Origin of the sequence: Devosia ginsengisoli, assembly GCF_007859655.1 — a bacterium.
Taxonomy (GTDB): Bacteria; Pseudomonadota; Alphaproteobacteria; order Rhizobiales; family Devosiaceae; genus Devosia; species Devosia ginsengisoli.
Genome location: NZ_CP042304.1, coordinates 993,704 through 1,015,859, shown reverse-complemented (window position 1 = coordinate 1,015,859; position 22,156 = coordinate 993,704). Strand labels below are relative to the sequence as shown.

24 protein-coding genes and 2 pseudogenes are annotated in these 22,156 nt (G+C 64.9%); 10 read left to right on the top strand and 16 right to left on the bottom strand.

Annotation, left to right across the window (positions count from 1 at the left end):
- Positions 1 to 52 precede the first annotated feature (52 nt).
- On the top strand, positions 53 to 937 hold the full coding sequence (locus FPZ08_RS04975; protein ID WP_146288957.1) for an AraC family transcriptional regulator: 885 nt from the start codon (positions 53 to 55) through the stop codon (positions 935 to 937).
- A 27-nt stretch (positions 938 to 964) separates the two neighbouring features.
- Here FPZ08_RS04975 and greA read toward each other — a convergent pair.
- A pseudogene (greA, locus tag FPZ08_RS04970) lies at positions 965 to 1,448 on the bottom strand (transcription elongation factor GreA).
- A 114-nt stretch (positions 1,449 to 1,562) separates the two neighbouring features.
- Positions 1,563 to 2,000 (bottom strand): FKBP-type peptidyl-prolyl cis-trans isomerase, encoded by a 438-nt coding sequence (locus tag FPZ08_RS04965; protein ID WP_146288956.1) that lies wholly within the window; start codon positions 1,998 to 2,000, stop codon positions 1,563 to 1,565.
- A 229-nt stretch (positions 2,001 to 2,229) separates the two neighbouring features.
- Here FPZ08_RS04965 and FPZ08_RS04960 point away from each other — a divergent pair, with 229 nt between their 5' ends.
- Entirely contained in the window at positions 2,230 to 3,447 is a 1,218-nt protein-coding gene (locus tag FPZ08_RS04960) for an MFS transporter (protein WP_146288955.1), read from the top strand.
- Here the strand turns inward: FPZ08_RS04960 and FPZ08_RS04955 are convergent.
- A complete protein-coding gene (locus FPZ08_RS04955) occupies positions 3,444 to 4,796 on the bottom strand; it encodes an MFS transporter (RefSeq protein WP_146288954.1) in 1,353 nt (450 codons plus the stop codon). The two genes, FPZ08_RS04960 and FPZ08_RS04955, sit on opposite strands and share 4 nt — an antisense overlap.
- Positions 4,797 to 4,993: 197 nt before the next feature.
- On the opposite strand from FPZ08_RS04955, the gene FPZ08_RS04950 reads away from it, so the two are divergent.
- On the top strand, positions 4,994 to 6,016 hold the full coding sequence (locus tag FPZ08_RS04950; protein WP_146288953.1) for an ABC transporter substrate-binding protein: 1,023 nt from the start codon (positions 4,994 to 4,996) through the stop codon (positions 6,014 to 6,016).
- An 11-nt stretch (positions 6,017 to 6,027) separates the two neighbouring features.
- Here the strand turns inward: FPZ08_RS04950 and FPZ08_RS04945 are convergent, their stop codons facing one another.
- Positions 6,028 to 6,324, bottom strand: coding sequence for a hypothetical protein (locus FPZ08_RS04945; protein ID WP_146288952.1), 297 nt, complete (start codon positions 6,322 to 6,324; stop codon positions 6,028 to 6,030).
- Positions 6,325 to 6,414: 90 nt separating this feature from the next.
- Between FPZ08_RS04945 and FPZ08_RS04940 the strand changes: the two genes are divergently transcribed.
- Positions 6,415 to 7,038 (top strand): 5'-methylthioadenosine/S-adenosylhomocysteine nucleosidase, encoded by a 624-nt coding sequence (locus tag FPZ08_RS04940; RefSeq protein WP_146288951.1) that lies wholly within the window; start codon positions 6,415 to 6,417, stop codon positions 7,036 to 7,038.
- Here FPZ08_RS04940 and FPZ08_RS04935 read toward each other — a convergent pair.
- A complete protein-coding gene (locus FPZ08_RS04935; protein ID WP_146288950.1) occupies positions 7,030 to 7,365 on the bottom strand; it encodes a hypothetical protein in 336 nt (111 codons plus the stop codon). The two genes, FPZ08_RS04940 and FPZ08_RS04935, sit on opposite strands and share 9 nt — an antisense overlap.
- A gap of 187 nt (positions 7,366 to 7,552) precedes the next feature.
- Between FPZ08_RS04935 and FPZ08_RS04930 the strand changes: the two genes are divergently transcribed.
- Both FPZ08_RS04930 and FPZ08_RS04925 read left to right on the top strand, forming a co-directional pair.
- Positions 7,553 to 7,891 carry a hypothetical protein gene (locus FPZ08_RS04930; RefSeq protein ID WP_146288949.1) on the top strand — a complete coding sequence of 113 codons (339 nt, stop codon included), beginning with the start codon at positions 7,553 to 7,555 and terminating at the stop codon, positions 7,889 to 7,891.
- Between the two features lie 92 nt (positions 7,892 to 7,983).
- A pseudogene (locus FPZ08_RS04925) lies at positions 7,984 to 8,445 on the top strand (cell wall hydrolase); the annotation flags it as partial.
- Positions 8,446 to 8,460: 15 nt separating this feature from the next.
- Here the strand turns inward: FPZ08_RS04925 and FPZ08_RS04920 are convergent.
- Together FPZ08_RS04920 and FPZ08_RS04915 are read right to left on the bottom strand one after the other, a co-directional pair.
- Positions 8,461 to 8,934, bottom strand: coding sequence for a hypothetical protein (locus FPZ08_RS04920; RefSeq protein WP_246132807.1), 474 nt, complete (start codon positions 8,932 to 8,934; stop codon positions 8,461 to 8,463).
- 85 nt (positions 8,935 to 9,019) lie between these two features.
- Entirely contained in the window at positions 9,020 to 9,550 is a 531-nt protein-coding gene (locus FPZ08_RS04915) for a DUF2076 domain-containing protein (RefSeq protein WP_146288947.1), read from the bottom strand.
- Positions 9,551 to 9,728: 178 nt separating this feature from the next.
- Here FPZ08_RS04915 and FPZ08_RS04910 point away from each other — a divergent pair, with 178 nt between their 5' ends.
- Positions 9,729 to 10,148 carry a hypothetical protein gene (locus FPZ08_RS04910; protein ID WP_146288946.1) on the top strand — a complete coding sequence of 140 codons (420 nt, stop codon included), beginning with the start codon at positions 9,729 to 9,731 and terminating at the stop codon, positions 10,146 to 10,148.
- A 50-nt stretch (positions 10,149 to 10,198) separates the two neighbouring features.
- Here the strand turns inward: FPZ08_RS04910 and FPZ08_RS04905 are convergent, their stop codons facing one another.
- The 3 genes from FPZ08_RS04905 to FPZ08_RS04895 all read right to left on the bottom strand — a co-directional run bounded on the left by FPZ08_RS04905 (position 10,199) and on the right by FPZ08_RS04895 (position 13,057).
- Positions 10,199 to 10,471, bottom strand: a complete 273-nt coding sequence (locus FPZ08_RS04905; RefSeq protein WP_146288945.1) for an EscU/YscU/HrcU family type III secretion system export apparatus switch protein — start codon at positions 10,469 to 10,471, stop codon at positions 10,199 to 10,201.
- Entirely contained in the window at positions 10,468 to 12,171 is a 1,704-nt protein-coding gene (gene fliK, locus FPZ08_RS04900; protein ID WP_146288944.1) for a flagellar hook-length control protein FliK, read from the bottom strand. Before fliK ends, FPZ08_RS04905 begins: the two co-directional genes overlap by 4 nt.
- Before the next feature lie 139 nt (positions 12,172 to 12,310).
- Positions 12,311 to 13,057 carry a glycosyltransferase family 2 protein gene (locus FPZ08_RS04895; RefSeq protein ID WP_146288943.1) on the bottom strand — a complete coding sequence of 249 codons (747 nt, stop codon included), beginning with the start codon at positions 13,055 to 13,057 and terminating at the stop codon, positions 12,311 to 12,313.
- 217 nt (positions 13,058 to 13,274) lie between these two features.
- Here FPZ08_RS04895 and FPZ08_RS04890 point away from each other — a divergent pair, with 217 nt between their 5' ends.
- Positions 13,275 to 14,105: a FecR family protein gene (locus FPZ08_RS04890; protein ID WP_146288942.1), complete on the top strand. Its 831-nt coding sequence runs from the start codon at positions 13,275 to 13,277 to the stop codon at positions 14,103 to 14,105.
- Between the two features lie 6 nt (positions 14,106 to 14,111).
- Here the strand turns inward: FPZ08_RS04890 and FPZ08_RS04885 are convergent, their stop codons facing one another.
- Positions 14,112 to 14,612 (bottom strand): DUF1993 domain-containing protein, encoded by a 501-nt coding sequence (locus FPZ08_RS04885; protein WP_146288941.1) that lies wholly within the window; start codon positions 14,610 to 14,612, stop codon positions 14,112 to 14,114.
- A 79-nt stretch (positions 14,613 to 14,691) separates the two neighbouring features.
- Here FPZ08_RS04885 and FPZ08_RS04880 point away from each other — a divergent pair, with 79 nt between their 5' ends.
- On the top strand, positions 14,692 to 15,519 hold the full coding sequence (locus FPZ08_RS04880; RefSeq protein ID WP_146288940.1) for an ion channel: 828 nt from the start codon (positions 14,692 to 14,694) through the stop codon (positions 15,517 to 15,519).
- A 3-nt stretch (positions 15,520 to 15,522) separates the two neighbouring features.
- On the opposite strand, the gene FPZ08_RS04875 is transcribed toward FPZ08_RS04880, so the two are convergent.
- The 5 genes from FPZ08_RS04875 to FPZ08_RS04855 are packed head-to-tail and all read right to left on the bottom strand — an operon-like array spanning position 15,523 to position 20,500.
- Positions 15,523 to 18,222: a sensor histidine kinase gene (locus FPZ08_RS04875; RefSeq protein WP_146288939.1), complete on the bottom strand. Its 2,700-nt coding sequence runs from the start codon at positions 18,220 to 18,222 to the stop codon at positions 15,523 to 15,525.
- The gene (locus FPZ08_RS04870; RefSeq protein ID WP_146288938.1) at positions 18,222 to 18,425 is read right to left on the bottom strand and encodes a hypothetical protein; all 204 of its coding nucleotides are present in this window, start codon (positions 18,423 to 18,425) and stop codon (positions 18,222 to 18,224) included. The genes FPZ08_RS04875 and FPZ08_RS04870 overlap by 1 nt, the downstream gene beginning before the upstream one ends.
- 13 nt (positions 18,426 to 18,438) lie before the next feature.
- The gene (locus FPZ08_RS04865; protein WP_146288937.1) at positions 18,439 to 18,822 is read right to left on the bottom strand and encodes a response regulator transcription factor; all 384 of its coding nucleotides are present in this window, start codon (positions 18,820 to 18,822) and stop codon (positions 18,439 to 18,441) included.
- A gap of 56 nt (positions 18,823 to 18,878) precedes the next feature.
- The gene (locus FPZ08_RS04860; RefSeq protein WP_146288936.1) at positions 18,879 to 20,210 is read right to left on the bottom strand and encodes a helix-turn-helix domain-containing protein; all 1,332 of its coding nucleotides are present in this window, start codon (positions 20,208 to 20,210) and stop codon (positions 18,879 to 18,881) included.
- The gene (locus FPZ08_RS04855; protein WP_146288935.1) at positions 20,096 to 20,500 is read right to left on the bottom strand and encodes a helix-turn-helix domain-containing protein; all 405 of its coding nucleotides are present in this window, start codon (positions 20,498 to 20,500) and stop codon (positions 20,096 to 20,098) included. The genes FPZ08_RS04860 and FPZ08_RS04855 overlap by 115 nt, the downstream gene beginning before the upstream one ends.
- A gap of 181 nt (positions 20,501 to 20,681) precedes the next feature.
- On the opposite strand from FPZ08_RS04855, the gene FPZ08_RS04850 reads away from it, so the two are divergent.
- Entirely contained in the window at positions 20,682 to 22,040 is a 1,359-nt protein-coding gene (locus tag FPZ08_RS04850; protein WP_146288934.1) for a substrate-binding protein, read from the top strand.
- Positions 22,041 to 22,156 lie beyond the last annotated feature (116 nt).

The following is a 22,156-nucleotide window of genomic DNA, read 5'->3' as shown; positions in this document are numbered from 1 at the left end:
AGCGCGGTATGGTGCTGGGCGGCTAGATGAGGGCGCCACGAAGGAACCGATGATGACGGCACCGCTTGAAAACTACCATGCCCGGATGCAGCGGGTGCTGGACTATATCGACCAGCATCTCGATGGCGATCTGGACCTGGAAACGGTCAGCAAGGTCGCCGCCTTTTCGAAATTCCATTTCCACCGGCAGTTCACGGCGACTTTCGAGTTGTCCGTGCATCGCTATGTCCAGCTTGCCCGCATGAAGCGGGCTTCGCACCGGCTGGCCGTCAGGGGCGCCCAAAGCGTCACCGATATCGCGATGGATGCCGGTTACGATGCGCCCGATGCCTTCGCCCGCGCCTTTCGGCAAAGGCTGGGGCAATCGCCCTCCGCGTTCCGGAAATCTCCCGATTGGGAGCCGTGGCTGACCGCCTTCGGGCCTCTGGACAATGCGAGAAACAAGCTCATGCAGATTATCTTTGACCAAGACGACGTGACCATCCGCGACGTGCCGCCGACGCCTGTGGCGATCCTGGAGCATCGGGGCGACCGGTCGACAATCCCCGACACAAGGCGGCGCTTTACCGCCTGGCGCAAGGCGGCCGGCCTGTCGCCCGAGACCAACCCCACCTTCATGATCTTCCGCTCGGAACGGATGCCCGCCGTTCCGGCCGACTACAGCATGGACCTGTGTATCGGCACCGACCTGCCGGTCGAGCCCGATGATGCGCCGATAAAGCCCGGGGTGATCCCCGGCGGGCGCTGCGCGGTGCTGCGCTATCCCGGCAATACCACCAATCTGGAACCGGCCGCGCTCTATCTCTATCGCGATTGGCTTCCGGCCAGTGGCGAGGAGGCGCGCGACTTCCCGATGTATAGCCGGCGCCAGCTCGCCCTCATCCCCAATGTCGAGGCGCATGAAGTCGTGCTGGAACTGTTCCTGCCGTTGAAATAGCGGACGGATGCGCGGGCGGGGTGAGATCTAGCCGATCGTCACGATCTCCACCGCGCGCCCGCCCACGCTGGCGTCATCTCCCACGCCCTTGCCCAGCAGCGCCCGCGCCATGGGCGAGGCAAAGGACAGCGTCCCCGCCTTGGGGTCGGCCTCGTCCTCGCCGACGATGCGATAGGTCTGCACGCGGCCGTCGTCGCGTTCGAAGGTCACCGTGCTGCCAAAGGCCACCACGGCGTTGTTCTCCGGCGCCGGCACCACCTGGGCGGTGCGCAGCCGTTCGGTGAAATAGCGCAGGTCGCGGAAAGGGATTGGCAGCCTGGCGGCGTTTTTCGTTGATGTCGTCCATGGCCATGGCGGCTTCATAGGCGGCGCGGGCTTCGGCCAGTTGGCGCTCCAGCGTAGCAAAGCCGGCCGCGGTCACCAGGTTGGGGCCGTCAGGAATGGGACGGTCCGGCAGCATGGTTTCCGAGGCGGTCTCGGCACTGTCTTCCTTGGTGAAGGCGACGCTCACGTGTGGTCTCCGACTCGCTCCGCCCGATCGGGCGCTGCTGCGGGCATAGGCCGCCGGGCGGGGCAGCGCAAATCGGCCTGGCCGAAAAGCCTGCCCCCGCCAGTCCCGACGCCGTCAGGCGGCCTGGACGATCTCGACCAGTTCGACGTCGAACACCAGGTCCTGCCCGGCCAGCGGGTGGTTGGCATCGACCTTGACGCTTTGCTCGTCCACCTCGACCACGGTGATCGGCAGCACGCCGCCATCGGCGGTGCGGGCCTGGAGTTGCGTGCCGGGGCGTACATCGATGCCCGAGGGCACCTTGGCGCGGTCCAGCGTCTGGATGGCTTCGGCGCGGTGCGGGCCATAGGCCTCGGCGCAGGGAATGGTCACGGTGCTCTTGTTGCCCGGCTCCATGCCTGCGACATGGGCTTCAAGGCCCTTGATCACCTGGCCCAGGCCGATGGTGAATTCCAGCGGCTCCTTGCCAGCAGAGGAATCGAACTGCGTTCCGTTGGTCAGGCGTCCAGTATAATTGATGCGGACGACGTCGCCCATCTTGGCTTCCGTCATGGCTGTTTCCTTCTGTGAATGCGGGCGGATTGCTCGACGCCCTTCCAGTGAGGCCGCGCATTCGGCGCGCGACAGCGAAGGTTCAATGTAGGGACTGAGGCTCAGATGTAAACCGCTGCCGGGGTAAACCTGCGCAATCAGCCGGTCGCAAAATAAACTTGCGAACCGTGTCGTGCCGGCTGCCCTCCATTCGTCTAGCAGATAGAATGCTGCGCGAGGGATACGCAAAATGGAACGGAATTACGGCTGGGTCATCGTCGGCGCGGGTGCGCTGATCACCTGTCTGGCAATGGGCGCGATGTTCGCCCTGCCGGTTTACCTGCAACCGATGGCCGACGAGACCGGCTGGTCACGGGCCGGCATTTCCGGCGCGATGACCATCGGCTTCATCGTCATGGGCGTGGCCGGCTTCTTGTGGGGGACCCTGACCGACCGCATCGGCGCCCGGCCAGTGGTGTTGATCGCTGCGGTGACGCTGGGCCTTGGCCTGTTCATCGCCAGCCGGGCCAATGACCTGCTGGTGTTCCAGATCGCCTATGGCGGGCTGGTCGGCGCCTCGGGTGGCGCCTTTTTCGCGCCGCTGATGGCCACGGTCATCGGCTGGTTCGACAAGCATCGCAGCCTGGCCGTCTCGCTGGTTTCGCTCGGCGGCGGCGTCGCCCCCATGGTGATCACGCCGCTGGCTACCGTGCTGATCGAACAGATGGGCTGGCGCAATGCCATGATGACCACGGCTCTGGTGGCCACGGTACTGATCCTGCCGACCGCCATGCTGATCCGCCGGCCGCCGGCCAGTGCTGGGGAAGCGCCCGCTGCCGATGGCACCGCGGCAGTGCCGGCCGAGCGCCCGTCCATTGCCAGCGTGTTCCGCAAGCCGCAATTCATCGTGCTGGCCGGCGTGTTCTTCCTGTGCTGCGCCGCCCATTCGGGCCCGATCTTCCACACGGTGAGCTATGCCATGCTGTGTGGCGCCTCGGCGCTGGCTGCGGCCAGCATCTATAGCGTGGAAGGCGTGGCGGGCCTGTTCGGCCGGCTGATCTTCGGTGTGCTGGCCGACCGGCTGGGCGTCAAGCGCGTCATTATCGGCGGTCTCGTGCTGCAGGCCGTGGGCATCTACACCTATATCTATATCGGCGAGCTGACCCAGTTCTACATGCTGGCCGTGGTGTTGGGCCTGGCCTATGGCGGGGTCATGCCGCTCTACGCCGTGCTGGCGCGCGACTATTTCCCGGCCCATGTCATGGGCACTGTGCTGGGCGGCATCACCATGACGTCGAGCATCGGCATGGCCTTCGGCCCGGTGGGTGGCGGCTGGATCTTCGATACGTTCGGCGATTACCAGTGGCTCTATATCAGCTCGGCCGCCATTGGCCTGGCCGCGGCACTGGTGGCGCTGACCTTCCCACGGCCATCCGCACCGCAGGAAGGCCAGTTGCAACCCGCCTAGGCGGGGCTGGCGGCCGGCGCACCGCCGGCCGCGTCGTCATCATCACGGCTTCTGGCGTAGAAGGCCGAGAGCTGGCGGTATTGCGGCGAGTTGAACGCCAGGATGGTCACCAGCACGCCGAAGACGCCGGCCAGCGTGAACACCAGGGCAATGCCGCGCTCCGGCCCGGTGCCGAACCAGCTGCCGATGGCGTCGGCGCCGGCGCCATCGGTCATCAGCGGAATGAAGTAGAACTGGGTCAGTGGGCCGATCAGGAAGGCGGTCAGCGGCGAGGCCGACTGCTCGATGGACTGGGCAAAACCGAAAACGCGGCCCTGCCGTTCCAGCGGCACCACTTTCTGCAGCGTGGTATGCTCGGCCGCCTCGGCATAGGGCCCCAGCAGCATCCACACGAACATACCGCCCGCCAGCAGCCAGATCGAAGATTGCAGCGTGAAGACGCAGCACACCGACCAGGTGATGACATTGACCATGAGCAGCGTCTTGAGCGGATTCTTGCCCAGGCCGGTCCGCGAAATGATGATGCCGCTGACGATGAAGGCCGTCGACAGCACGCCGAACAGCAGGCCCCAGACTTCCACCGACACCAGCGACAATCCATAGGCGTCGAGCAGAGCCATGAAGACGCCGCCGAGGAAATTGTTGAAGGTGGCAAAGAAGATCAGCGCGAACAGGCCGGGCACCGCGGCGATGACGCTTATCGTGCCCTTGATGTCCACCGTCTTCGGCGCGGCCGGCTCGCCCGGCACGGCCTCGGTCCTGCCCTCGTCAATATGCACGAAATGAAGGTGCAGGAAGGCCAGCAGCGTCAGCGCCAGGGCCAGCAGTACGGTCGCGAACATGCCGCCCCAGGCCACCAGGAACCCCGATATGACAGAGGTGGTGAGGAAGCCGATGCCACTCACCATGCCGACCAGGCCATTGGCCTTGTCGCGCTCGTCCTCGGGGATCAGGATCGTCACCAGCGTCGGCAGGGCGATGCTGCGGATATTGCCGGCGATGACGCCCAGCATGACCAGGAACACGAAGCCCCAGAGATACCAGCCGTAAGGGTCGGTAAAGGCGCCCTCCGGCTCGAGCAGCAGCATGACCAGCGACAGCCCGTAGAAGGCGAAGGAGACGACGCTCGACCCCATCATGGCCAGCTTCTTGGGATTGTGATCGACGATGCTGCCTAGCCAGAAGCCGAAGCCGGCGGTGAATACCAGATAGACGCCGGCAATCATGCCGGTGGCAAAAACCGAGCGGGTTTCGATGAAGACCCAGAAGGTCAGCGCGAACCAGACGGTGAAATTGGTGATGTTGGCCACAAGGTTGTTGGCCAGTATCAGATGGAATGGCTTGGTCATTGTGGCTCCTCGGGCGGCCCAACTTATTGGCAATCGAAATTAGTTCAATCCATGACGCGTCGCGCCGACAGTTCGTGTCAGCAGACCTCGTCGCTCGAGGACGCGCCGGACCGGGTCAATCCGACAATCGGATTGCCGGAAATTGCCTGATCGGTTTAAGGTGAGTACAATACTCATCTTTATACGAAAGGCTTCTCATGTTCGTCGCTTCGCACGTCCGCCCGGTGCTCGCCTTGGTCGGTTCGGTCGCTCTTTGCCTGTCACCGATGGCGGCGGGCGCAGTTGAAACCGGCTCCGCCCAGTGTGGCGACTATTCGGCGCCTGCCTTCCCCGCGCTTGCGCCGATAGCGGCCGCCGAAGGCAGCACCACGGTCGTCTCCGAATTCGGCGACGTCGAGCTGCCCACCGCGCCCGGTGCGGCGCTCGGGATGTATACGACCGATGTCGATATCCTGATCTGGCTCGGCTACCCGCTGACCAACAGCCAGCCGATCCGCGGCGACAGTGGCTACCAGACCTTCCCCTGCTTCTTCCCGCCGGAGCCGCTCAAGGGGATAACCACTTTCGGCAACTATCCCGAATACAGTTACGAGCAAATCCTGCGCGCCGAACCCGACTTCATCCTCAATGGTCTAGGCTATGACGAGGCGGTCAACGAGCGGCTGCCGCAGATCGCGCCGACCTATAGTGTGAATGCCTTCGACGGCCGCTCCTGGCAGGCGCATTTCAGGGAAACGGCCGAAGCGCTTGGACGCCTGGACCGCTACGATGCCTGGCTGGACATCTACGAGTCACGGCTCGCCGAGGTCAAAGCCGCCATCGGTGACAATGCGGGGGCCGTCGTCGCGCCGCTGAGCTATTGGGACGGCAGTTTCAATGCCAGCTGTTATGCGGGCGTCGAATGCACCGTATTCCGCGATCTTGGACTGACCATCTATGAGGGCGCCCTGGCCGATGGCGGCAATGGTGTCTCATTGGGCGCCGAGCAGGCCGGCGAACTCGCTGGCATCGACTATATCTTCACCACGGTCGGCGTCGGCGAGACCGGCATGACCGAGCATGAGGAGAGGATGGCGGACGCCGCCCGGAACCCGGTATGGGCGCAGCTCGACGTCGTCAGGAATGGCCATATCGTGCCGTTCGAGATGGAAATGGTCTATGGCTCGCCGAGTGGCCAGCTGGCCTTTCTCAAAGTCGTCGCCAAGGCGCTGTCGCAATAGGGCAACCGCGACTAGGCCCAGAACTTGGGCCAGTAGACGTCGCTGTCGTAATCGTCGGGGATCGGCGAGAGCTGGGATATGGCATTGGCGGCAAATTCCACCTGCAGGGCAAAATGCCGGATTTCGTGCGGCATCGGCCGCCCGGTGATGAATTCGCGGGTGCGCCATTCCTGGATATGGCAGGCGCGCAGGCGGCGTCGGGCCTCGGCTTCGACATCCTCGACGAGAACGGCCGCCGGTACAGGCTTGATCACGAGCCGTACCGGCTCCGTCCATTCCCTGCTTTCCTCGATCTCCGCGAAACGCACTTCAGTCCCCTGATGGTTACTCCACTGCGTCAGATTACCAAGACTGCGTTACGGAACTGGTAACGAAACGGCTTGGCAGGCGGGGGCGTCATGCTAGGGTCCGCGGCCATGAGCATCCTTTATGTCATGGCCGTCGAGGCCGAATATGGACCGCATCTGCGGTCGCGCATCACCCCTTTGATATCGGGCATCGGCCCCGTGGAAGCGGCTGTTGCCGTCACGCGTGCGCTGGCCGATGCGCGCCATGCCGGCGCCCTGCCCGAGCTGGTCGTCTCGCTCGGCTCGGCCGGTTCGCGCGTGCTGGAGCAATGCGGGCTCTACCAGGCCAGCAGCGTCTCCTATCGGGACATGGATGCCTCCGCCCTAGGCTTCCCCAAGGGCCAGACGCCCCTGCTCGACCTGCCACCCATCTTGCCCCTGCGCACCATTGCCGGCCTGCCCACGGCCACGCTGTCGACCGGTGCCAATGTCGTCTCAGGCGGCGCCTATGACGGCATCGCGGCCGAAATGGTGGATATGGAAACCTATGCCGTGCTGCGCGCCTGCCAGGCCTTTGGCGTGCCGCTGCTGGCCCTGCGCGGTATTTCCGACGGCGCCGAGGAACTCAGCCATGTCGATGACTGGCGGCAATACCTGCATATCATCGATGAGAAGCTGGCTGCGGCCATCGACCTGATCGAGGCGCAGAAGGCCACTGAACCCGCGCTAGTTTGACTTGTTCCCCGCCGCCTTCTTATCGCGGCGGGCGCGGCTCCAGGTGGACCATTTGCGGGTGCCCCTGACGACGGTGCTGTTGACCGGCCCCTGCAGGAACACCAGATCCAGCGCCAGCAGCAGCAGGCCGAGCGGCAGCATCCAGATGCCGAGCACCGGCAGGAAGCTGAAAATGCCGCCCAGCACCAGCAGCAGGCCAAGCGGAATGCGGATCCAGCGGGCTTCGGGGCGGCGGATGCGCTCCAGCCAGCGGGCGGCAAATTCGGGTATGCGGCGCTGCAGGCGGTCGAACTGGCGATTGAGGCGGGCTCGGCTCTTGGATGCCATATCGGGTCCCCTCGGCTGACGATGATCCATAATTGCATCTGGGATGGCCGAAACGCCAGTCCAAGGGTGACGCAGTCACTTTTTCGCGGGAAGCGGGCTTGAAACAGGTGCCGCGCCACCATTGGCCGGAACTTCCGGGCAATGGGCGAGTTGAGCCAGCAAGACTCAACCAATCCGGAGCGTCCTCATGGCCAGTGCCGCAAAACGTACTATCAAGACAATCGAAGACACCGGTGAAGGCGTCTCGGATGCGCTGTTCGATCAGCTTGCCTCTCTGCGCAAGGAGATCGCGGCCATATCCGAGGCCGTCAGCGACTATGGCGGCGATACGCTGGGCGACATGCAGCACAATGCACGCGCCCTCGCCAAGGAAGTGCGTCACCAGGGCGCCGTCGTGGCGCGGCAGGTGAACCACCAGGCCAGCGCTGCCGGCAAGGCGATCCAGGAAAACCCGGTGCCGGTCATCGTGGCGCTCGGCACCATCGCCCTGCTCTCGGCCCTGGTCTTCACGCGCGATCAGCGTTGACGCTTCGTTAACCGCGTCGCTCAGACTTTCCTTAAGTCTGTTGGGGCATTTTCGGTCGGACTTGCACAATTGCAACAGACCGGAGATGCCCCATGGCGCTTTCCAAAGCCATACTGCGCTTGGCCGCACTGGCCGTGGCCGCAACGAGCCTGGGCGGCTGCAGCTTCCTGGGCCTCAATTTCGGCATGGCGCAGCTTTCCGAGAAGGAATGCATGATGCGCGCCATGTATTTCGAGTCCAACCGCTCCAGCGCCGATGGCATGCTGGCTGTAGGCACCGTGGTGATGAACCGCGTCAACGATGCGCGCTATCCCAAGTCGGTCTGCGGCGTGGTGGGCCAGAAGAACCAGTTCGCGCAGGGCGTGCTGACCCGCAAGATGACCGATAGCGGCGCCGTCCTGGCCTCGCAGGTGGCCGATCAGGTATTGCGCGGCGCGCGGCATCCCGGCGTGCAGAATGCCCAGCATTTCCACACCGCCGGCCTGCGCTTCCCCTACAACAACATGTATTACGTGCTCGAAGCGGGCGGCAACGAGTTCTACGAAAAGCGTACGCCCGGCACCTTCTGATCAGCGCGCCTGCACCATGGCGCGGCTCAGGAAGAAGCCGTGCCCATCCTGACGGGCGCAGGTCAGTCCGCGGCGCTCGGACAGACACTGGAACGGTCCGAGCGTGACCACATGGTCATACTCGAATTTCTGGCTCAGCGAGCAGCAGCTGGCATCGCCGACATTGTCGAGCAGATAGCCCTCGCCTTGGCCGCCGAGAATGGCGCGGACATAGCTGGGCTCGACCCGGTCGCACTGGATTTCGGCCAGCCCGTCGGCGGTCTCGTAGAACGAGGTGCCGCCGATCGGGGTATAGATGCAGCCGATATTGCCCGAGGGCATGACGAATTCCACCTGCCCCTCGTCATTGGCGAAGAGCTGCTGCGGCTCATAGGCCTTGGCCGGCACGCCCAGCAGCACGACCAGGGTGGCGAAGCCGGCGAAAATCAGCGAATTGCGCAGCAAGGCGCGGCGTTGGCGATTTGTGGTGAGCATGGCCATGACCCTCATTGGCGTTGCAGTGAGAGAGGTATGGCAGCGCCGGACTGAACCGGCGCTGGAGCGGCCGTTCAGACGCCGTTTAGAAATCGCCACCCATATCGAAGTCACCGCCGCCGAAATCGTCGCCACCGGCGTCATAATCCTGATCGGCGGAAGGATCGCCGCCGCTATAGTCCTGCGCATGGGCGCCGCCCGTCAGCATGCCGGCAATGGCGCTGCCGAGCAGCATGCCGCCGGCAACCCCCATGGCTGACTGCGCGGCGCCGGCAAGAAAGCCACCGCCCTGCCCGTCCTGCTGGCGGTCCCACGGGCCGCGTGAGCGTGCCGGTCGCCGTGCCGGCTCGTCATTGTCGCCAAACAGACCACCGAGGAAGCCGCCGGACGGGCGCTGGCTGGCCTCGAGCTGCTCGATGCGCTCCTGCGCCTGCAACAGCGCCTGTTCCTGCACCAATATGGTCTGGGCCATGTAATAGGGCGCCGGTGGATAGTCGCGCAGCCGCTGCTGGATCAGCGCCTCGGCGTCGCGATCGCGCGGCGGGCTCTTGCGCGCCACGTCCTCGATGCGGTCGAACAGGCTGTTGATGGCCTGCTGGTCTTGCTGGTTCGGCATGTGCCCACTCCCGGGTAACTGGTGATGCAGAAGAAGTGGGAAAGGCCGCGCTTCGTTGCAATGGGCAGGCCAATCCTTTGGCTGCCTCACAATTGCCATCGCTTCGCCAAAACTTTGCCTGAACTCCCGGTGTAACGAGGTCGTGATCGGTAAACTGCCGACATCACAGGGAAAAATCATGAACACGAAGCTCCTCCTGCCACTTGCCGCTGCCGCCCTGCTCGCCCTTGCCGCCTGCAGCAACCCTGAATCGGCCGACGATGCTGCCGCGACCGATACTGCGCCTGCGGCCGAAGTCGCCCCCGCTGCGGAGCCGGCTCCTGAAGCTGCTCCCGCGCCGGAAGCTGCTCCGGAAGTGCCGGCCGAGCCCGCCATGGCGCCGGCTGCCGACGCGACCACGATGACGCCGGAGCAGGCCATGCAGGCCGTCCAGGCCCAGGCCGCGACCATGAGCGACGAGCAGAAGACCGAGACCATCGCCGCAGCCCGCAAGGCCGCCGAGGATGCCGCCAAGGCACAGGGCCTCACCGACGACCAGGTCAAGCAGGCTGGCGACATGGCCGAGCAGGCCACCAAGCAGATGCTCGGCGTCCAGTAACACTGGCGTTACGGATTAAATAAGCCCTGCAAGCCCCTGGTTTGCGGGGCTTATTTTTGCGTGCTGACCCGCAGCACATAGCCGATGACGATGGCCACTGCCTCGTAAAGCTCCAGCGGAATGGTCTCGTCCAGTTCCACCCCGCTCAACGCTTCGGCCAGCACCGGGTTGGTCTCGATGACCACGCCGTTTTCCTGCGCCAGCTCGACAATGCGGTCGGCCAGCAGGCCACGGCCCTTGGCGATGACACGCGGCGCCTCCCGCGTGCCTTTCTCATATTGCAGTGCCACGGCCAGCGCGCGGGGTTTGATTTCGTCGCTCATCGGCGCGAATCCACGAAATGGCCCGATGGCGCCGTCGGCGCCGCCGGTGGCTCGCCATGCCGCACCAGCACCGCGCCCGGTTGCAGGCCGGCACCGGCCAGCGCCTCCCGCAATGCGCCGATCTCGGCATCCAGCGCCGCGGAGGCCGCGGGTTCGGTGGCCCAGAGCATGACCCCGATGGAACCCGCCCGCAGCGTGACCTGCGCGCCGACCTCGCCCATATCGGGCAGGTTCAGGGCGAAGCGCATCTGCCAGCCGCGCTCGGCCGCAGTATCGGATTCATTATGCTGGTCCCGGTGGATCTGGAGCTGCATCAGCGTCTGGTGCGTCCCCACCATGACGGGCAGGTCGAGGCTCTGATCCGCCGTCCGGCCTGTCGGATCGGGCAAGGAAGCATGCTGGTGCAGCCTGACCCGGGCTAGCGCCGATTCGGTGCGGTCGAGCAATTGCCGGCCGACCTCGTCAGGCGCCGCATTGGGATCGAGCGGCGGCGCCTCGTTGCCGCGCGCCCGCGGGATGCTGCCGCGCAGAGGCGGCGGAATCTGTGCCACCGGCGCCACTGGCGCCTGCTGGCCCAGCCAGGAGGTCAGCGTGTTCCGCAGGGTCAGCAGCGCCGACTTCATGTCCGGCTGCGTCAGGCCCTGCCCCCGCGCCAGGTTGGCCTCCTGAAACACGCCCGATCCGCGCATCGCCGTTTGCAGTGCTGTGCCGTCGAAGCGCGGCCCGTCGATCGCCACCCGCCCGGCCAGCACCTGTTGGGCCGCACGCGCCACCGGCTCTGGCAGGACGACTCTTCCGGCAATGGCGGAAAGCGCCGTGGTCAGGGCCGTGATTGATCCCTGCCGCGGCACCGAGGCCTGCACCATCTGGGCCAAAGCCGATTGCGGCGTTGCCGGGGGCGGTGCGGCCGGTGGGGGCGCAGTATTTCCCGGCGGCGCATGGGCCGTCGCATTGGTGGTGACAGTCGTCGCCACCACCGGGCGCACCGGGCCGGCCACGGCAGCAGGCGCAGCCGGTTGTGGCGGCGCTGTTGCCGTAGCGGCAGCAGCGGCGGCCAGCGGATTGGGTGGCGCGGGCATGGCCGCCTGCGGATAGGGCGCGGCCGATAGTGGCGCGGTCGGTACGCTGGTGGGTGTGCCCGTGGCTTGGGTGATGGCAGGCGACGCAGCGGGTGCCGGAGTTGACGCCTGAGGTGTCGGAGTCGGTACAGGCTGGGCCGCGGCAGGCAAGGCCTGCGCCGGGGCGCTTGGCGTGGACGGCAAGGGCTGCGTCGCAATGGGTTGTAGTGGCGCCTGCGCCAGCGCCGGCTGTGCAGGTTGGACGACAACGGATGCAGGCAGCGGGCTTGCATTCCCCGCTTGCGGCACAGGCGCCGGATTGGGCTGCGACAGGGCCACGATAACCGGCGTAGCCGGCGCGGACTGGATGGGCGGCGCGACCGGACTGGTTGCCGGCAGCAGTGCCAGGCGCAGTTGCGTGCCGGCGCCCTGCACTTCCAGCCGGATGGTTTCTCCTGCCTTGGTCGGCGTAGGCAGCATCAGGTTCAGCAATTGCCCGCGGATGTCCACCTGGGTCATGCCGTTGGCACCCGCGCCAACAATCCGGGCGTCCAGCACCTGCCCCGATTGCAAAGCCAGGGCCTGCAGCGCGCCGGGGCGGGCCGCCGTGACGAATTGGGGCAGTTGCGAGGGGATCGACATGGCGTTCCGGCCCTCTGCCGCACCATGCGGCAACCCATTCTAGCGCAGGACAAACATCCGATGATTCCCGCCTGCCGGGAAACTTAACACGAGCTAAGCAAAGCTCAGCGTAAATGCGGTGCCGTTACGCCAGCACGCGTCAGTCGGGGCGGATGTCGGTATATTGCTTGGTGGCCGGCTTGCCGCGGAAGGTCACCCAGAAGAAGTTCAGCGTATAGGTGCCCGCGGTGCGGAACACGCCTTCCTTTTCCAGCCGGCGACCCGAGGTCTTCATCTTGAGCGCGAAGGTCCATTTGACCCCGCCCACCTTGGAAAGGCGCACGGCAACGTCGGTATCTTCGCCGAAGAACTCGATGGAGCGGTCATAGCCGCCGACCCGCTGCCAGGCGGCGCGCTTGAACACGAAATTGCCGCCCTGCACCACCGAGCCGACCCGCAATATGTAGCGGTTGACCACATAGATCAGCCAGGTCAACCCATAGAACATGCTGACGAGGAACCGACTCCAGGCGCTCATGTCGTAATAGACATAGGGCCCACTGAGGCAGACCAGCTTGGGGTCGCGGGCGAATTCACTGAGCACGGTATCGAGCCAGCCCGACGGCACGATAGTGTCGCTGTCGATATTGGCGATCAGTTCGAACCCCTCGCTGGCGGCAAAGCCGGCGTCGCGGGCATTGACCAGGCCCTTCTTGGGCTCGTCGACCACGCGCACACTGGGAAAGCTGCGGGCGATTTCCCCGGTCCGGTCGGTCGAGGCATTGTTGACCACGATGATATCGGCATCGGCGCCGGAGCGGGCGATTTCCGCCACCACCGATTCCAGGCATTTGCCGATCAGCGCCTCTTCATTATAGGCGGGTATGACGAAAGCCAGTTTTCTCATGGCTGCCTCTTGCTGGGCCGAGGGCGGAGTGCCCAATCGCCAGCAAATAGCCCCTGCCCGGCGCAACGGCAACAGATGGCAGCGGGTTTCCCGCAGCTTAGGCACGACTGGAGGGGCAAATCCATGCCCGCTTCCCCAGATCATCACGCTTTGCTAGGCTGGCCCGGCAGTATTCTCGTTCATTCAGTGTTCAGTTGCGGATTGCGACAAGCGGGCCATGATGAAACAGCTTCTGTTCAGACACTTGCTTGTCCTTCTGCTGTCGGCCGCGGCGCCCGCCGCCTTTGCCGCCAATGAGGGTACGGCTGTCGGGGTCAATCCCGATGCAGTGGCGCAGATCAATTCCACCGATCGCATCCTGGCTGTCGGCACCGATGTCTCAGTGGGCGAGAAGATCATCACCGGCCCGTCCGGCCAGGTGCAGATCATCTTCGATGACGATACCAGGCTCGTGGTCGGCCCGCGTAGTGCGCTGCTGATCGAGACCTACCTGATGGCCAGCAGCAATACGGCCCAGCAACTCACCATCAATGCGCTGGGCGGCTCGTTCCGCTTCATCACCGGCAACAGCCCCAAGCCCGCCTATTCGATTCTGACGCCAACGGCCGCCATTGCCGTGCGGGGCACCGAATTCGACATCATCGCCGAGCCGACCAGCACGCGGGTCATGCTCTATGAGGGCGCCCTGCAGATCTGCAATGCCGGCGGCGCCTGCGAAGAGCTGACCCACCGCTGCGAGGTGGCGACAGCCGCGCGCGATCAGGTGAACCTGTTCCTGCGCCATGACCCGCTGCGCCTGCCGCTGAGCTACGAATTCCGCTATGCGCGCTTCCAGGCACCCCTGTTGCCGCCCTTCAAGGTCAGCGGCGCCGCGCTCTGTGCCGAGCCGCCGCTGGAGGAATCGAGTGGCGAAGGCTCAGGCGGCATGACAACCCGCCCAACGACGCCCACGACCACTACGACTCCCCCGCCTCCGACAACGAGGCCGACGCCGCCCCCGACGACACGGCCAACACCAGGAACCCCGGTCGCCGGCGGCAAGAACTAACCTGCTTCAGCCGATATAGTCGCGCTTGCCTATGGGCACGCCTGCATGGCGGAGAATGGCGTAGGCCGTGGTGACGTGGAAGAAGAAGTTCGGCAGCGCCCGCTCGGTCAGATAGGCCTGGCCCGACATGGCGACATCCTTGCCGCCCAGTTTCAGCGTCACCTCACGCGTGTCGCCGCCGTCGAGGTCTTCCGGCTGCACCGTGGCCAGCAGGTCGAGCGCCTTGCGGATGCGGGCGCGCAGCTCGTCGAAGGTTTCCTCGGTATCGGGCCAGGACGGCACGTCGCGGCCCGCGAGGCGCGACACGCAGCCCTTCACATGGTCGGTGGCGATCATCACCTGGCCCCGGAACGGAATCATGTCCGGCGCCAGCCGCATATTGGACAGTACCAGCGTATCGACCTTGCGCTCGGCCGCATTGGCCTCGGCCTTGTCCATGACGGCGAGCAGGTTGGTCAGCATGCGGGTGAAGATCGGCACGGTCATGCCGTAAACGGAAATAGTCATCGCAAAGTCACCTTGATTGTCGAGCCCCGAACGGGAACAGTGTTCTGCGCCCGCCATTGGTGGCTGGCAAGGCGGTTGTATGAGCAAGCAACAAGACAAGCCGGTGAACGGCGACAAGGACGAGGAACTCACGGGCTTTGCGCGGCTGCGCTCCAAATTGCGGCTGCTCTACCATAGCCAGGCGCCCGGCGCGCAGCGCTTCCAGGCCGCGGTGCTGGTGGTCGACCTGGCGATCATCGCCTTCTTCATCGCCACACCCCTGTTGCGCAATGACGACTCGTTCCTGTGGATCGACTATTCCATCGCCACCCTGCTGCTGGCAGACCTGGTGGCGCGGGCGCTGGCTTCCACCGATATCCTGCGCTGGCTGCGGCAGATGCCTGTCATCATCGACATTTTCATCCTGGCGACGCTGCTGGCGCCCACATGGCTGGTCAATCTCGGCTTCTTGCGCATCATGCGCCTGTGGACGCTGACGCGGACCGGCACGTTCTGGCGGCCGTTGCGCAAGCGTGGGCTCGATCGCTACCAGGAACCAGTGCAGGCGGTGATCAACCTGCTGGTCTTCCTCTTCGTGGTGACCGGCTTCGTCTATACGGCCTTCGCCAATCGCGGCAACGCGCCCAGCATCGAGGGCTACATCGATGCCCTTTATTTCACCGTTACCGCCGTCACGACCACCGGCTTCGGCGATATCGTGCTGCCGGGCACCTGGGGCAAGCTCGCCTCTATTGCCATCATGATAACGGGCATATCGCTGTTCGTCCGGCTGGCACAGGCGATTTTCCGGCCGGCCAAGGTGCATTTCCCCTGCCCGCAATGCGGCCTGCAGAAGCACGAGCCGGACGCCGTCCACTGCAAGGCCTGCGGCCACCTGCTCAACATTCCGGACGACGGGCACCGCTAGGGGCTATTTCATCACCGCCAGCCGGATGCGGAAGCAGGCGCCGGGCAGCGGCCCCGGCACGAGGTCGAGCGAACCGTTCATGCGGGCCACGATCTGCCGCGAAATGGCGAGGCCCAGGCCCGCGCCGCCCTGATCGGCCACCCCGCCCGGCCCGCGCCAGAATTTTTCGAAGATCAGCTTGCGCTCGCGCTTGGCGATGCCCGGCCCGTTGTCGGCGATCTCGGCCACGTAATTGCCCGCCTTGACCGACGAGGCGATGCGAATGACCGGCTTGTCCGAGTCGTTGTATTTCACCGCATTGGAAATGAGGTTGATGAACACCTGGCACAGCCGGTCCGCATCGCCCTCCACCATGGTGGGCTGCGCCCGGTCGCCCAGTTCCACCTTCATGCCGCGCTGGCGCAGCAGCGCCTCGCAGACCGCCAGCGCCCGGTCGAGTGCCGCCTCGGCATCGATGGGGACATTGTCCCAGGTCCGCTCGCCGCGCTCCAGGGCGCTGAGGTCGAGGATTTCGTCGAGCAGCTTGGTCAGCCGCAGGCTTTCCTGGTGAATGGTGGAAACGAAATGCTGGCGCTGGCCCACATCGATATCGTCGCTATCGAGCAGGATCTCCGAGAAAGAGCGGATCGACGTCATGGGCGTGCGCACTTCGTGGCTCACCTGGCTCAGGAATTCGTCCTTCTGGCTGTCGAGCTCGCGCAGTTGCGCATTGGCATCCTCGAGTTGCCGCGCGGTCGAGCGCAGTTCGGCCGAGGTCTTCTCCAACTGCTGGGAATATTCGATGACCTGCTGGGTCTCGTCGGCCATCTGCATCATTTCTTCCAGCGACACTTCGCTGCCAGAAACCACCTTGGACAGCATGACATGCGCCGAAGCGGCGCCGATGGAGCCGGCCAGTTCGCGCTCCAGCCGGCCGATAAACTGGGGCGACGGCTCCAGCATGTCTGGTTCGACGCCGCTGTCGCGCGCCTCGGTCTCGAACAGGGCGGCGGCGCGGCGCTCGCCCAGCACGCGCTCGGCCACGAAAAACAGGTCATTGGCGGTGGCCGATCCGCGCACGAAATTGCCGCGCGCACTCTGGCCGCGCCTGAACACATCGACAAAGACGCTGGCCTGGATACGCTCCAGCGCCGACTGGCTGGTCAGCAGCGAACCCAGCGTCAGGGTCACGATATTGACCAGCAGGCTCCAGAACGCGGCATGGGCCAGCGGGTCGATGCCGTTGAGCCCGAACATGGCTTCGGGGCGCAGCCAGGAAATGCCCCACGGCCCGCGGTCCAGCAGCATGGCCACCTGCGGCGAGACCGATTCGAACGAGGGCAGGAAGCTGCACCACACCCAGAACACGAAACCCGCCGCGATGGCTGCCGTCGCCGCCTTGAGCGACGCATCGCGCCAGAACAGGGCTGCGATGACAGCCGGGAAGAACTGGGCGATGGCAGTGAAGGAGATCAGCCCGATCGGCGCCAGGGCGTCGGAATCGCGTGTGAAGAAGAAGTAGAAAAAGCCCAGCGACAGGATCAGCACGATGGAGAACCGCCGTGCCACCAGCAGCAGGCTGGTCACCCCCTGCCCGTCGCCATTACCCACCGGGCTGAACCGCAGGATCAGCGGCATGACGATGTGGTTGGAGACCATGATCGACAGCGCGATGGATTCGAGGATGATCATCGACGTGGCCGATGAAAAGCCTCCGATAAAGGCAAACAGCGCCAGTGCGTCCTGCCCGAAGGCCATGGGCAGGGTCAGCGCGAACATGTCGGGGTTCGATCCCGCCGGCATGGTCGTCATCCCGAACAGGGCGATGGGCAGGATGAACAGGCTCATCAGCAGCATGTAAGCGGGAAAGGCCCAGCTGGCGACGCGCAGGTGGTTCTCGTCGGAATTTTCCACCACCGTCACCTGGAACTGGCGCGGCAGGCATACGATCGCCGCCACCGACAAAGCCAGCGTGGTCAACCAGCGCGAGTCGAACGTATTGGTCGCATCGACGGTGACACCGGCCTCGGCGGCTCGGGCGAAGATGTTCTCGAAGCCCCCGCCAACGAAGACCACGAAGACGCCGACGGCCACCAGCGCCGTCAGTTTCACCACCGCTTCGAAGGCGATGGCGGCGACGACGCCGTGATGCTGCTCCTTGGCATCGACATGCCGTGTACCGAACAGGATGGTGAACAGCGCCATGGCCGCCGCGACGCCAAAGGCCAGGCCCACATCGTCAATGCCCTTGAGGCTGCCGCGCCCGAATTCGGACGAGCCGGCCACGGCCTGGATCGACGAGGTCACGGCCTTGAGCTGCAGCGCGATATAGGGCGCGATGCCGATAACGGCGATGCAGGTGATGAGCACGGCGAGCCGGTTGGACTTGCCGAAACGCGACGACAGCAGGTCGGCGACCGAGGTGATGCGCTGGTTGTGGCTGATGCGGACCAGCCGTCGCAACAGGAACCACCAGCCGACGAAAACCAGCGTCGGTCCGAGATAGATGGTGAGGAATTCCAGCCCGCTGCGCGCCGCATTGCCCACCGCGCCATAGAAGGTCCAGCTCGTGCAATAGACCGAGATAGAGAGCGTGTAGACCGCTGGGGAATGCAGGAACGACCGCGTATTGACCCGCGCCCGCCGGTCGCCGAAATAGGCCAGCACGAAGAGCAGCCCGACATAACCGACCGCCGTGGCGATGACGAAATCGGCCGACAGCATCAGCGCTCACCCTCGTCCTCGTCGCTGCCCGGCTCGCGCGGCAGCGCATGGGTCAGCACCGCCGTGCCGACGATCAGCAGCAGCCACAGCGCAAACAGGTAGACGACAATCTGGGGAATGCCGAAATGGGCGATGGGCTGGTCGAATACGTAGACCAGCGGCGGCAGCATCAGCGCGGCGCCGAGCACGGTCAGCAGCAGCATGCCACCCTGGAGCCTAGGCCGTTCCGCCATTTTTACTCAGCAATTGCCGCACGGCGCCGACCACTTCGGCATTGGCGTAGGGCTTGGTGACGAATTCGTCCGCGCCGAATTCCTCGGCGATGCGCCGGTCCTGCTGCTGGCCCTTGGCCGTCAGGATCAGCACCGGCAGGGCATGGGTCTCGGCATCGGCCCTGATCTGCTTGAGCACTTCGAAGCCGCTGCGCTTGGGCAGCATGACGTCGAGCACCAGCACGCGCGGCTTGAGCCGGCGCACTGCTTCGATCGCCGCCTCGCCATCGGTAACGGCGCTGATCGTCCAGCCTGCGCGCCGCAGGATGAAATCGAGCGATTCGAGAATGCTCGGTTCATCCTCGGCAATAAGTATATCGACTGCCAAAATCCCCCCCAGATACCCGCGGTCTCCCCTCCGCAGGTGGTGCCACTAAATCGCAATCATGCCGGATCGCCAAGGGCCAAATCCGACGGCAGCAGCGGCGCCCGGGTTTCCGGGCGGTTTCCGCCGGGCGACAGCGCCTCTTCCTGCCGGCTGGCACAGTTGCGCCGCGTGCAGAGCCGGCAGCTCGGCCCCACCGGAATATCCGCCGACAGGTCCAGCAGGTCGAGGCCGGAGGCGTAGATCGTGCGGTCGGCATGCAGCACGTCGCAGGCCAGCATGACCGAGGACAGAGCCGGCTGTTCGCGGAACGAGCCGGCCCGCTTCTGCACGGTGCGCGCCAGGAACAGGTAGCGCGACCCGTCCGAGAAGCGCACCACCTGCCGCAACAGGGCATCGGGCTTGCGGAAGGCGCCATAGATGGCCCAGAGCGGGCAGGCATGGCCGCTATTGGGCAGCAGCAGGCCGGGCAGCGGGAAATGCTTGGTCAGCCGCCCGGCGGGGTCCGAGCGCAGGAAGCCGAAGGGCAGCCCCTCCTCTCCCGGCCGGCGCAGCGTCACCAGGCGATGGGCCACCTGCTCGAAGCTGGCATTATAGACCTGCCTGATATGGGCGATGTCATAGGCCGCCGCCTCGGCATCCTCCAGCACTTTGCTGTAGGGAAAGACCATGGCCCCGGCCAGGTATGACCCCACGGCCCGGGATGCCAGCCGGCGCGCCGTCGGTGTCGACAGGGTGGCGCTTTCCAGCGTATGGGCTATGGCGTCGGCCGCGGCCAGTTCGCCATAGAGCCGGGCCAACTGGAACTGCCGTGTCGCCAGCGTGGATGAACCCTGGAACCACATCACCCGCCGCATGGCATCGAACCGGTGCTGACCGGGAAATTCGGGGTCCGGCGGAGGACCGCCCACCACGACCGAGACGCCGAACTTGCTGTCCAGCAACTCGGTCAGCGTGGCGATGCCGAACGGCCCTGCCCCGACAATCTCAGCCCGCAGCGCATCGGCAACCCGTTCCAGTTCGGGAAAGTGGTTTTCCTGCTCGATGATCAGATCGTCGATTTCGCGTGCCGGCGACACGCTGCGCCGGCTGCGGCTCGATGTCTCGAACTGACCGATCAGGTTGCGTGCCACATCAGAGAGCGTTCGCGCATCGCGCCCGATGGCCGCCAGGAACCGCCGCCGCTCGGCCTCGTCGAGATCGCTGACATCCTCCAGGATTTCAGCGCTGGAGCGCACCGCGGTGATCCCCGACAGGATCTGGTGCAGCAACTGGCTCAGCAGCGGGTCCGAGCGCAGCCGGTCGGCATAGGCGTCAGCATTGGCGATAGCGCCCGAATAGGCCCGGTGCAGTCGCGCCAGTGCCGCCGCGCTGGCCGGGTATTGCGCCACCAGTTCGCGTCGCTCGTCGGGGCGAAACGGCAGCGATCGACCATGGGGTCAGCGAAGGCCTCTTCGAGGTCCTGCAGCAGCTTCTGCTCCATCCGCCCAGCCAGTTCATCGATGTCGATGTCCAGTTGAGCCGCCACGCGGTTCAGCAACGCGCCGCCGATATCGCGTTTGTTGTTCTCGATCAGGTTCAGGTAACTGGGAGAAATCCCCAGGCTTCTTGCGAGAAAAGCCTGAGAAATCTTGAGTGATTTCCGCCTGTTGCTGATGCGAAAGCCGATCGGCGCGCGCATGCCACCCTCCCTCGCCTGTCAACGAATTGACTAATATTCATTCGTCACAGGACAATAATTTACAGAATATCGCTGCAATTACAATGCCCTATTGCCGTCATTTTCTTCCGAAGGCCATAATCCCCCCCGCGGTGAGCTGCTGGCCATGTATCAGTCGCCCCGCGCCAAAAGGAGGAAATCAATGACACTTTTGAAGCGTGGCTTGTCTCGCCGCAGGGTATTGCAGACCGGCATGGCCGGCATTATCGGCTCGGGCATTGCCCCTCTGATGTTCACCAAGGGTGCCTGGGCGCAGGAATTCTGCAACAACCCGACCGGCGATACCGTAACCTTCGGCCTCAACCTGCCGCTGACCGGCGCCTATGCCGAAGAAGGCGCCGACGAGCAGAAGGCCTATGAACTGGCGATCGCCCATCTCAACGGCGAAGGCGATGGCGGCCTGATCGGCGTGCTTTCCCCGACCGCCCTCAAAGGCAACGGCATTCTCGGCAAGAAGGTCGGCTATGTGTCGTCCGACAGCCAGACCAAGTCCGACGTCGCCCGTGCTGGCGCCACCCGCATGATCGAACGCGATGGCGCCATCATGATCACCGGCGGCTCGTCCTCGGGCGAAGCCATCGCGGTGCAGGGCCTGTGCCAGGAAATGGGCGTCATCTTCATGGCGGGCCTGACCCATTCCAACGACACGACCGGCAAGGACAAGCGCCGCTACGGCTTCCGCCACTTCTTCAACGCCTACCAGTCCGGTGTCGGCCTCGCCCCCGTGCTCGGCCAGGAATATGGCAACGACCGCCGCGCCTATCACCTGACCGCCGACTATACCTGGGGCTGGACCCAGGAAGAATCGATCAAGGCCGCGACCGAGGCCCTGGGCTGGGAAACCGTGGCTGCCGTTCGCACGCCGCTCGGTTCCACCGACTATTCGCAGTACCTGACGCCCATCCTCAATTCGGGCGCCGACGTGCTCATTCTCAACCACTATGGCCTCGACATGGTGAACTCGCTGACCCAGGCGGTCCAGTTCGGCATGCGTGACCGCCAGGCGAACGGCAAGGACTTCCAGATCGTCACCCCGCTCATCTCCGAGCTGATGGCCAAGGGCGCAGGCGAAAGCGTCAAGGGCATTTTCGGGACGTCGAACTGGCACTGGAACCTGCAGGATCCGGGCACGATCGCCTTCACCAAGTCGTTCGGCGCCGCCTATGGTTCCCCGCCGTCCCAGGCTGCCCACACCGCCTATGTGCAGGCCCTGCTCTATGCAGATGCCGTGGAGCGCGCCGGCACCTTCTATCCGCCCGAAGTCATCAAGGCGCTGGAAGGCCACGAATTCGACGGCATGGGCAATGGTCCCACGCTCTATCGCGCCGAAGACCACCAGTGCATCAAGAACGTGCTGGTCGTGCAGGGCAACGAGAACCCGTCGAGCGAATATGACGTGCTCAACATCGTGCAGGAAATCCCGCGCGATGAGGTGGCCTACGATCCCGCCATGTTCGGCGGCGAGCTTGGGCCGGCAGAACCGGCGCCGCTCTGCGCCTGATGCGATGAAGGGGCAGGCTCGAGCCTGCCCCTCTACCACAGTCATTGCCCGGTCCATCCGGACAATCCATTCCGATGCCAGTCATCGCATGGACCGCCGGGCAAGCCTGGCGGTGA

What these genes read in the sequence shown, in the direction of transcription:
- FPZ08_RS04895 (WP_146288943.1), bottom strand. Translation starts at nt 13,057, where the DNA reads ATGAGAAAACTGGCTTTCGTCATACCCGCCTATAATGAAGAGGCGCTG.
- FPZ08_RS04975 (WP_146288957.1), top strand. Translation starts at nt 53, where the DNA reads ATGACGGCACCGCTTGAAAACTACCATGCCCGGATGCAGCGGGTGCTG.
- FPZ08_RS04885 (WP_146288941.1), bottom strand. Translation starts at nt 14,612, where the DNA reads ATGACTATTTCCGTTTACGGCATGACCGTGCCGATCTTCACCCGCATG.
- FPZ08_RS04935 (WP_146288950.1), bottom strand. Translation starts at nt 7,365, where the DNA reads ATGGCATCCAAGAGCCGAGCCCGCCTCAATCGCCAGTTCGACCGCCTG.
- FPZ08_RS04965 (WP_146288956.1), bottom strand. Translation starts at nt 2,000, where the DNA reads ATGACGGAAGCCAAGATGGGCGACGTCGTCCGCATCAATTATACTGGA.
- FPZ08_RS04955 (WP_146288954.1), bottom strand. Translation starts at nt 4,796, where the DNA reads ATGACCAAGCCATTCCATCTGATACTGGCCAACAACCTTGTGGCCAAC.
- FPZ08_RS04905 (WP_146288945.1), bottom strand. Translation starts at nt 10,471, where the DNA reads ATGAGCGACGAAATCAAACCCCGCGCGCTGGCCGTGGCACTGCAATAT.
- FPZ08_RS04870 (WP_146288938.1), bottom strand. Translation starts at nt 18,425, where the DNA reads ATGCTGCTGCTGACCGTGCTCGGCGCCGCGCTGATGCTGCCGCCGCTG.
- FPZ08_RS04855 (WP_146288935.1), bottom strand. Translation starts at nt 20,500, where the DNA reads ATGCGCGCGCCGATCGGCTTTCGCATCAGCAACAGGCGGAAATCACTC.
- FPZ08_RS04880 (WP_146288940.1), top strand. Translation starts at nt 14,692, where the DNA reads ATGAGCAAGCAACAAGACAAGCCGGTGAACGGCGACAAGGACGAGGAA.
- FPZ08_RS04940 (WP_146288951.1), top strand. Translation starts at nt 6,415, where the DNA reads ATGCTAGGGTCCGCGGCCATGAGCATCCTTTATGTCATGGCCGTCGAG.
- FPZ08_RS04915 (WP_146288947.1), bottom strand. Translation starts at nt 9,550, where the DNA reads ATGCCGAACCAGCAAGACCAGCAGGCCATCAACAGCCTGTTCGACCGC.
- FPZ08_RS04850 (WP_146288934.1), top strand. Translation starts at nt 20,682, where the DNA reads ATGACACTTTTGAAGCGTGGCTTGTCTCGCCGCAGGGTATTGCAGACC.
- FPZ08_RS04890 (WP_146288942.1), top strand. Translation starts at nt 13,275, where the DNA reads ATGATGAAACAGCTTCTGTTCAGACACTTGCTTGTCCTTCTGCTGTCG.
- FPZ08_RS04930 (WP_146288949.1), top strand. Translation starts at nt 7,553, where the DNA reads ATGGCCAGTGCCGCAAAACGTACTATCAAGACAATCGAAGACACCGGT.
- FPZ08_RS04920 (WP_246132807.1), bottom strand. Translation starts at nt 8,934, where the DNA reads ATGCTCACCACAAATCGCCAACGCCGCGCCTTGCTGCGCAATTCGCTG.
- fliK (WP_146288944.1), bottom strand. Translation starts at nt 12,171, where the DNA reads ATGTCGATCCCCTCGCAACTGCCCCAATTCGTCACGGCGGCCCGCCCC.
- FPZ08_RS04910 (WP_146288946.1), top strand. Translation starts at nt 9,729, where the DNA reads ATGAACACGAAGCTCCTCCTGCCACTTGCCGCTGCCGCCCTGCTCGCC.
- FPZ08_RS04960 (WP_146288955.1), top strand. Translation starts at nt 2,230, where the DNA reads ATGGAACGGAATTACGGCTGGGTCATCGTCGGCGCGGGTGCGCTGATC.
- FPZ08_RS04950 (WP_146288953.1), top strand. Translation starts at nt 4,994, where the DNA reads ATGTTCGTCGCTTCGCACGTCCGCCCGGTGCTCGCCTTGGTCGGTTCG.
- FPZ08_RS04875 (WP_146288939.1), bottom strand. Translation starts at nt 18,222, where the DNA reads ATGCTGTCGGCCGATTTCGTCATCGCCACGGCGGTCGGTTATGTCGGG.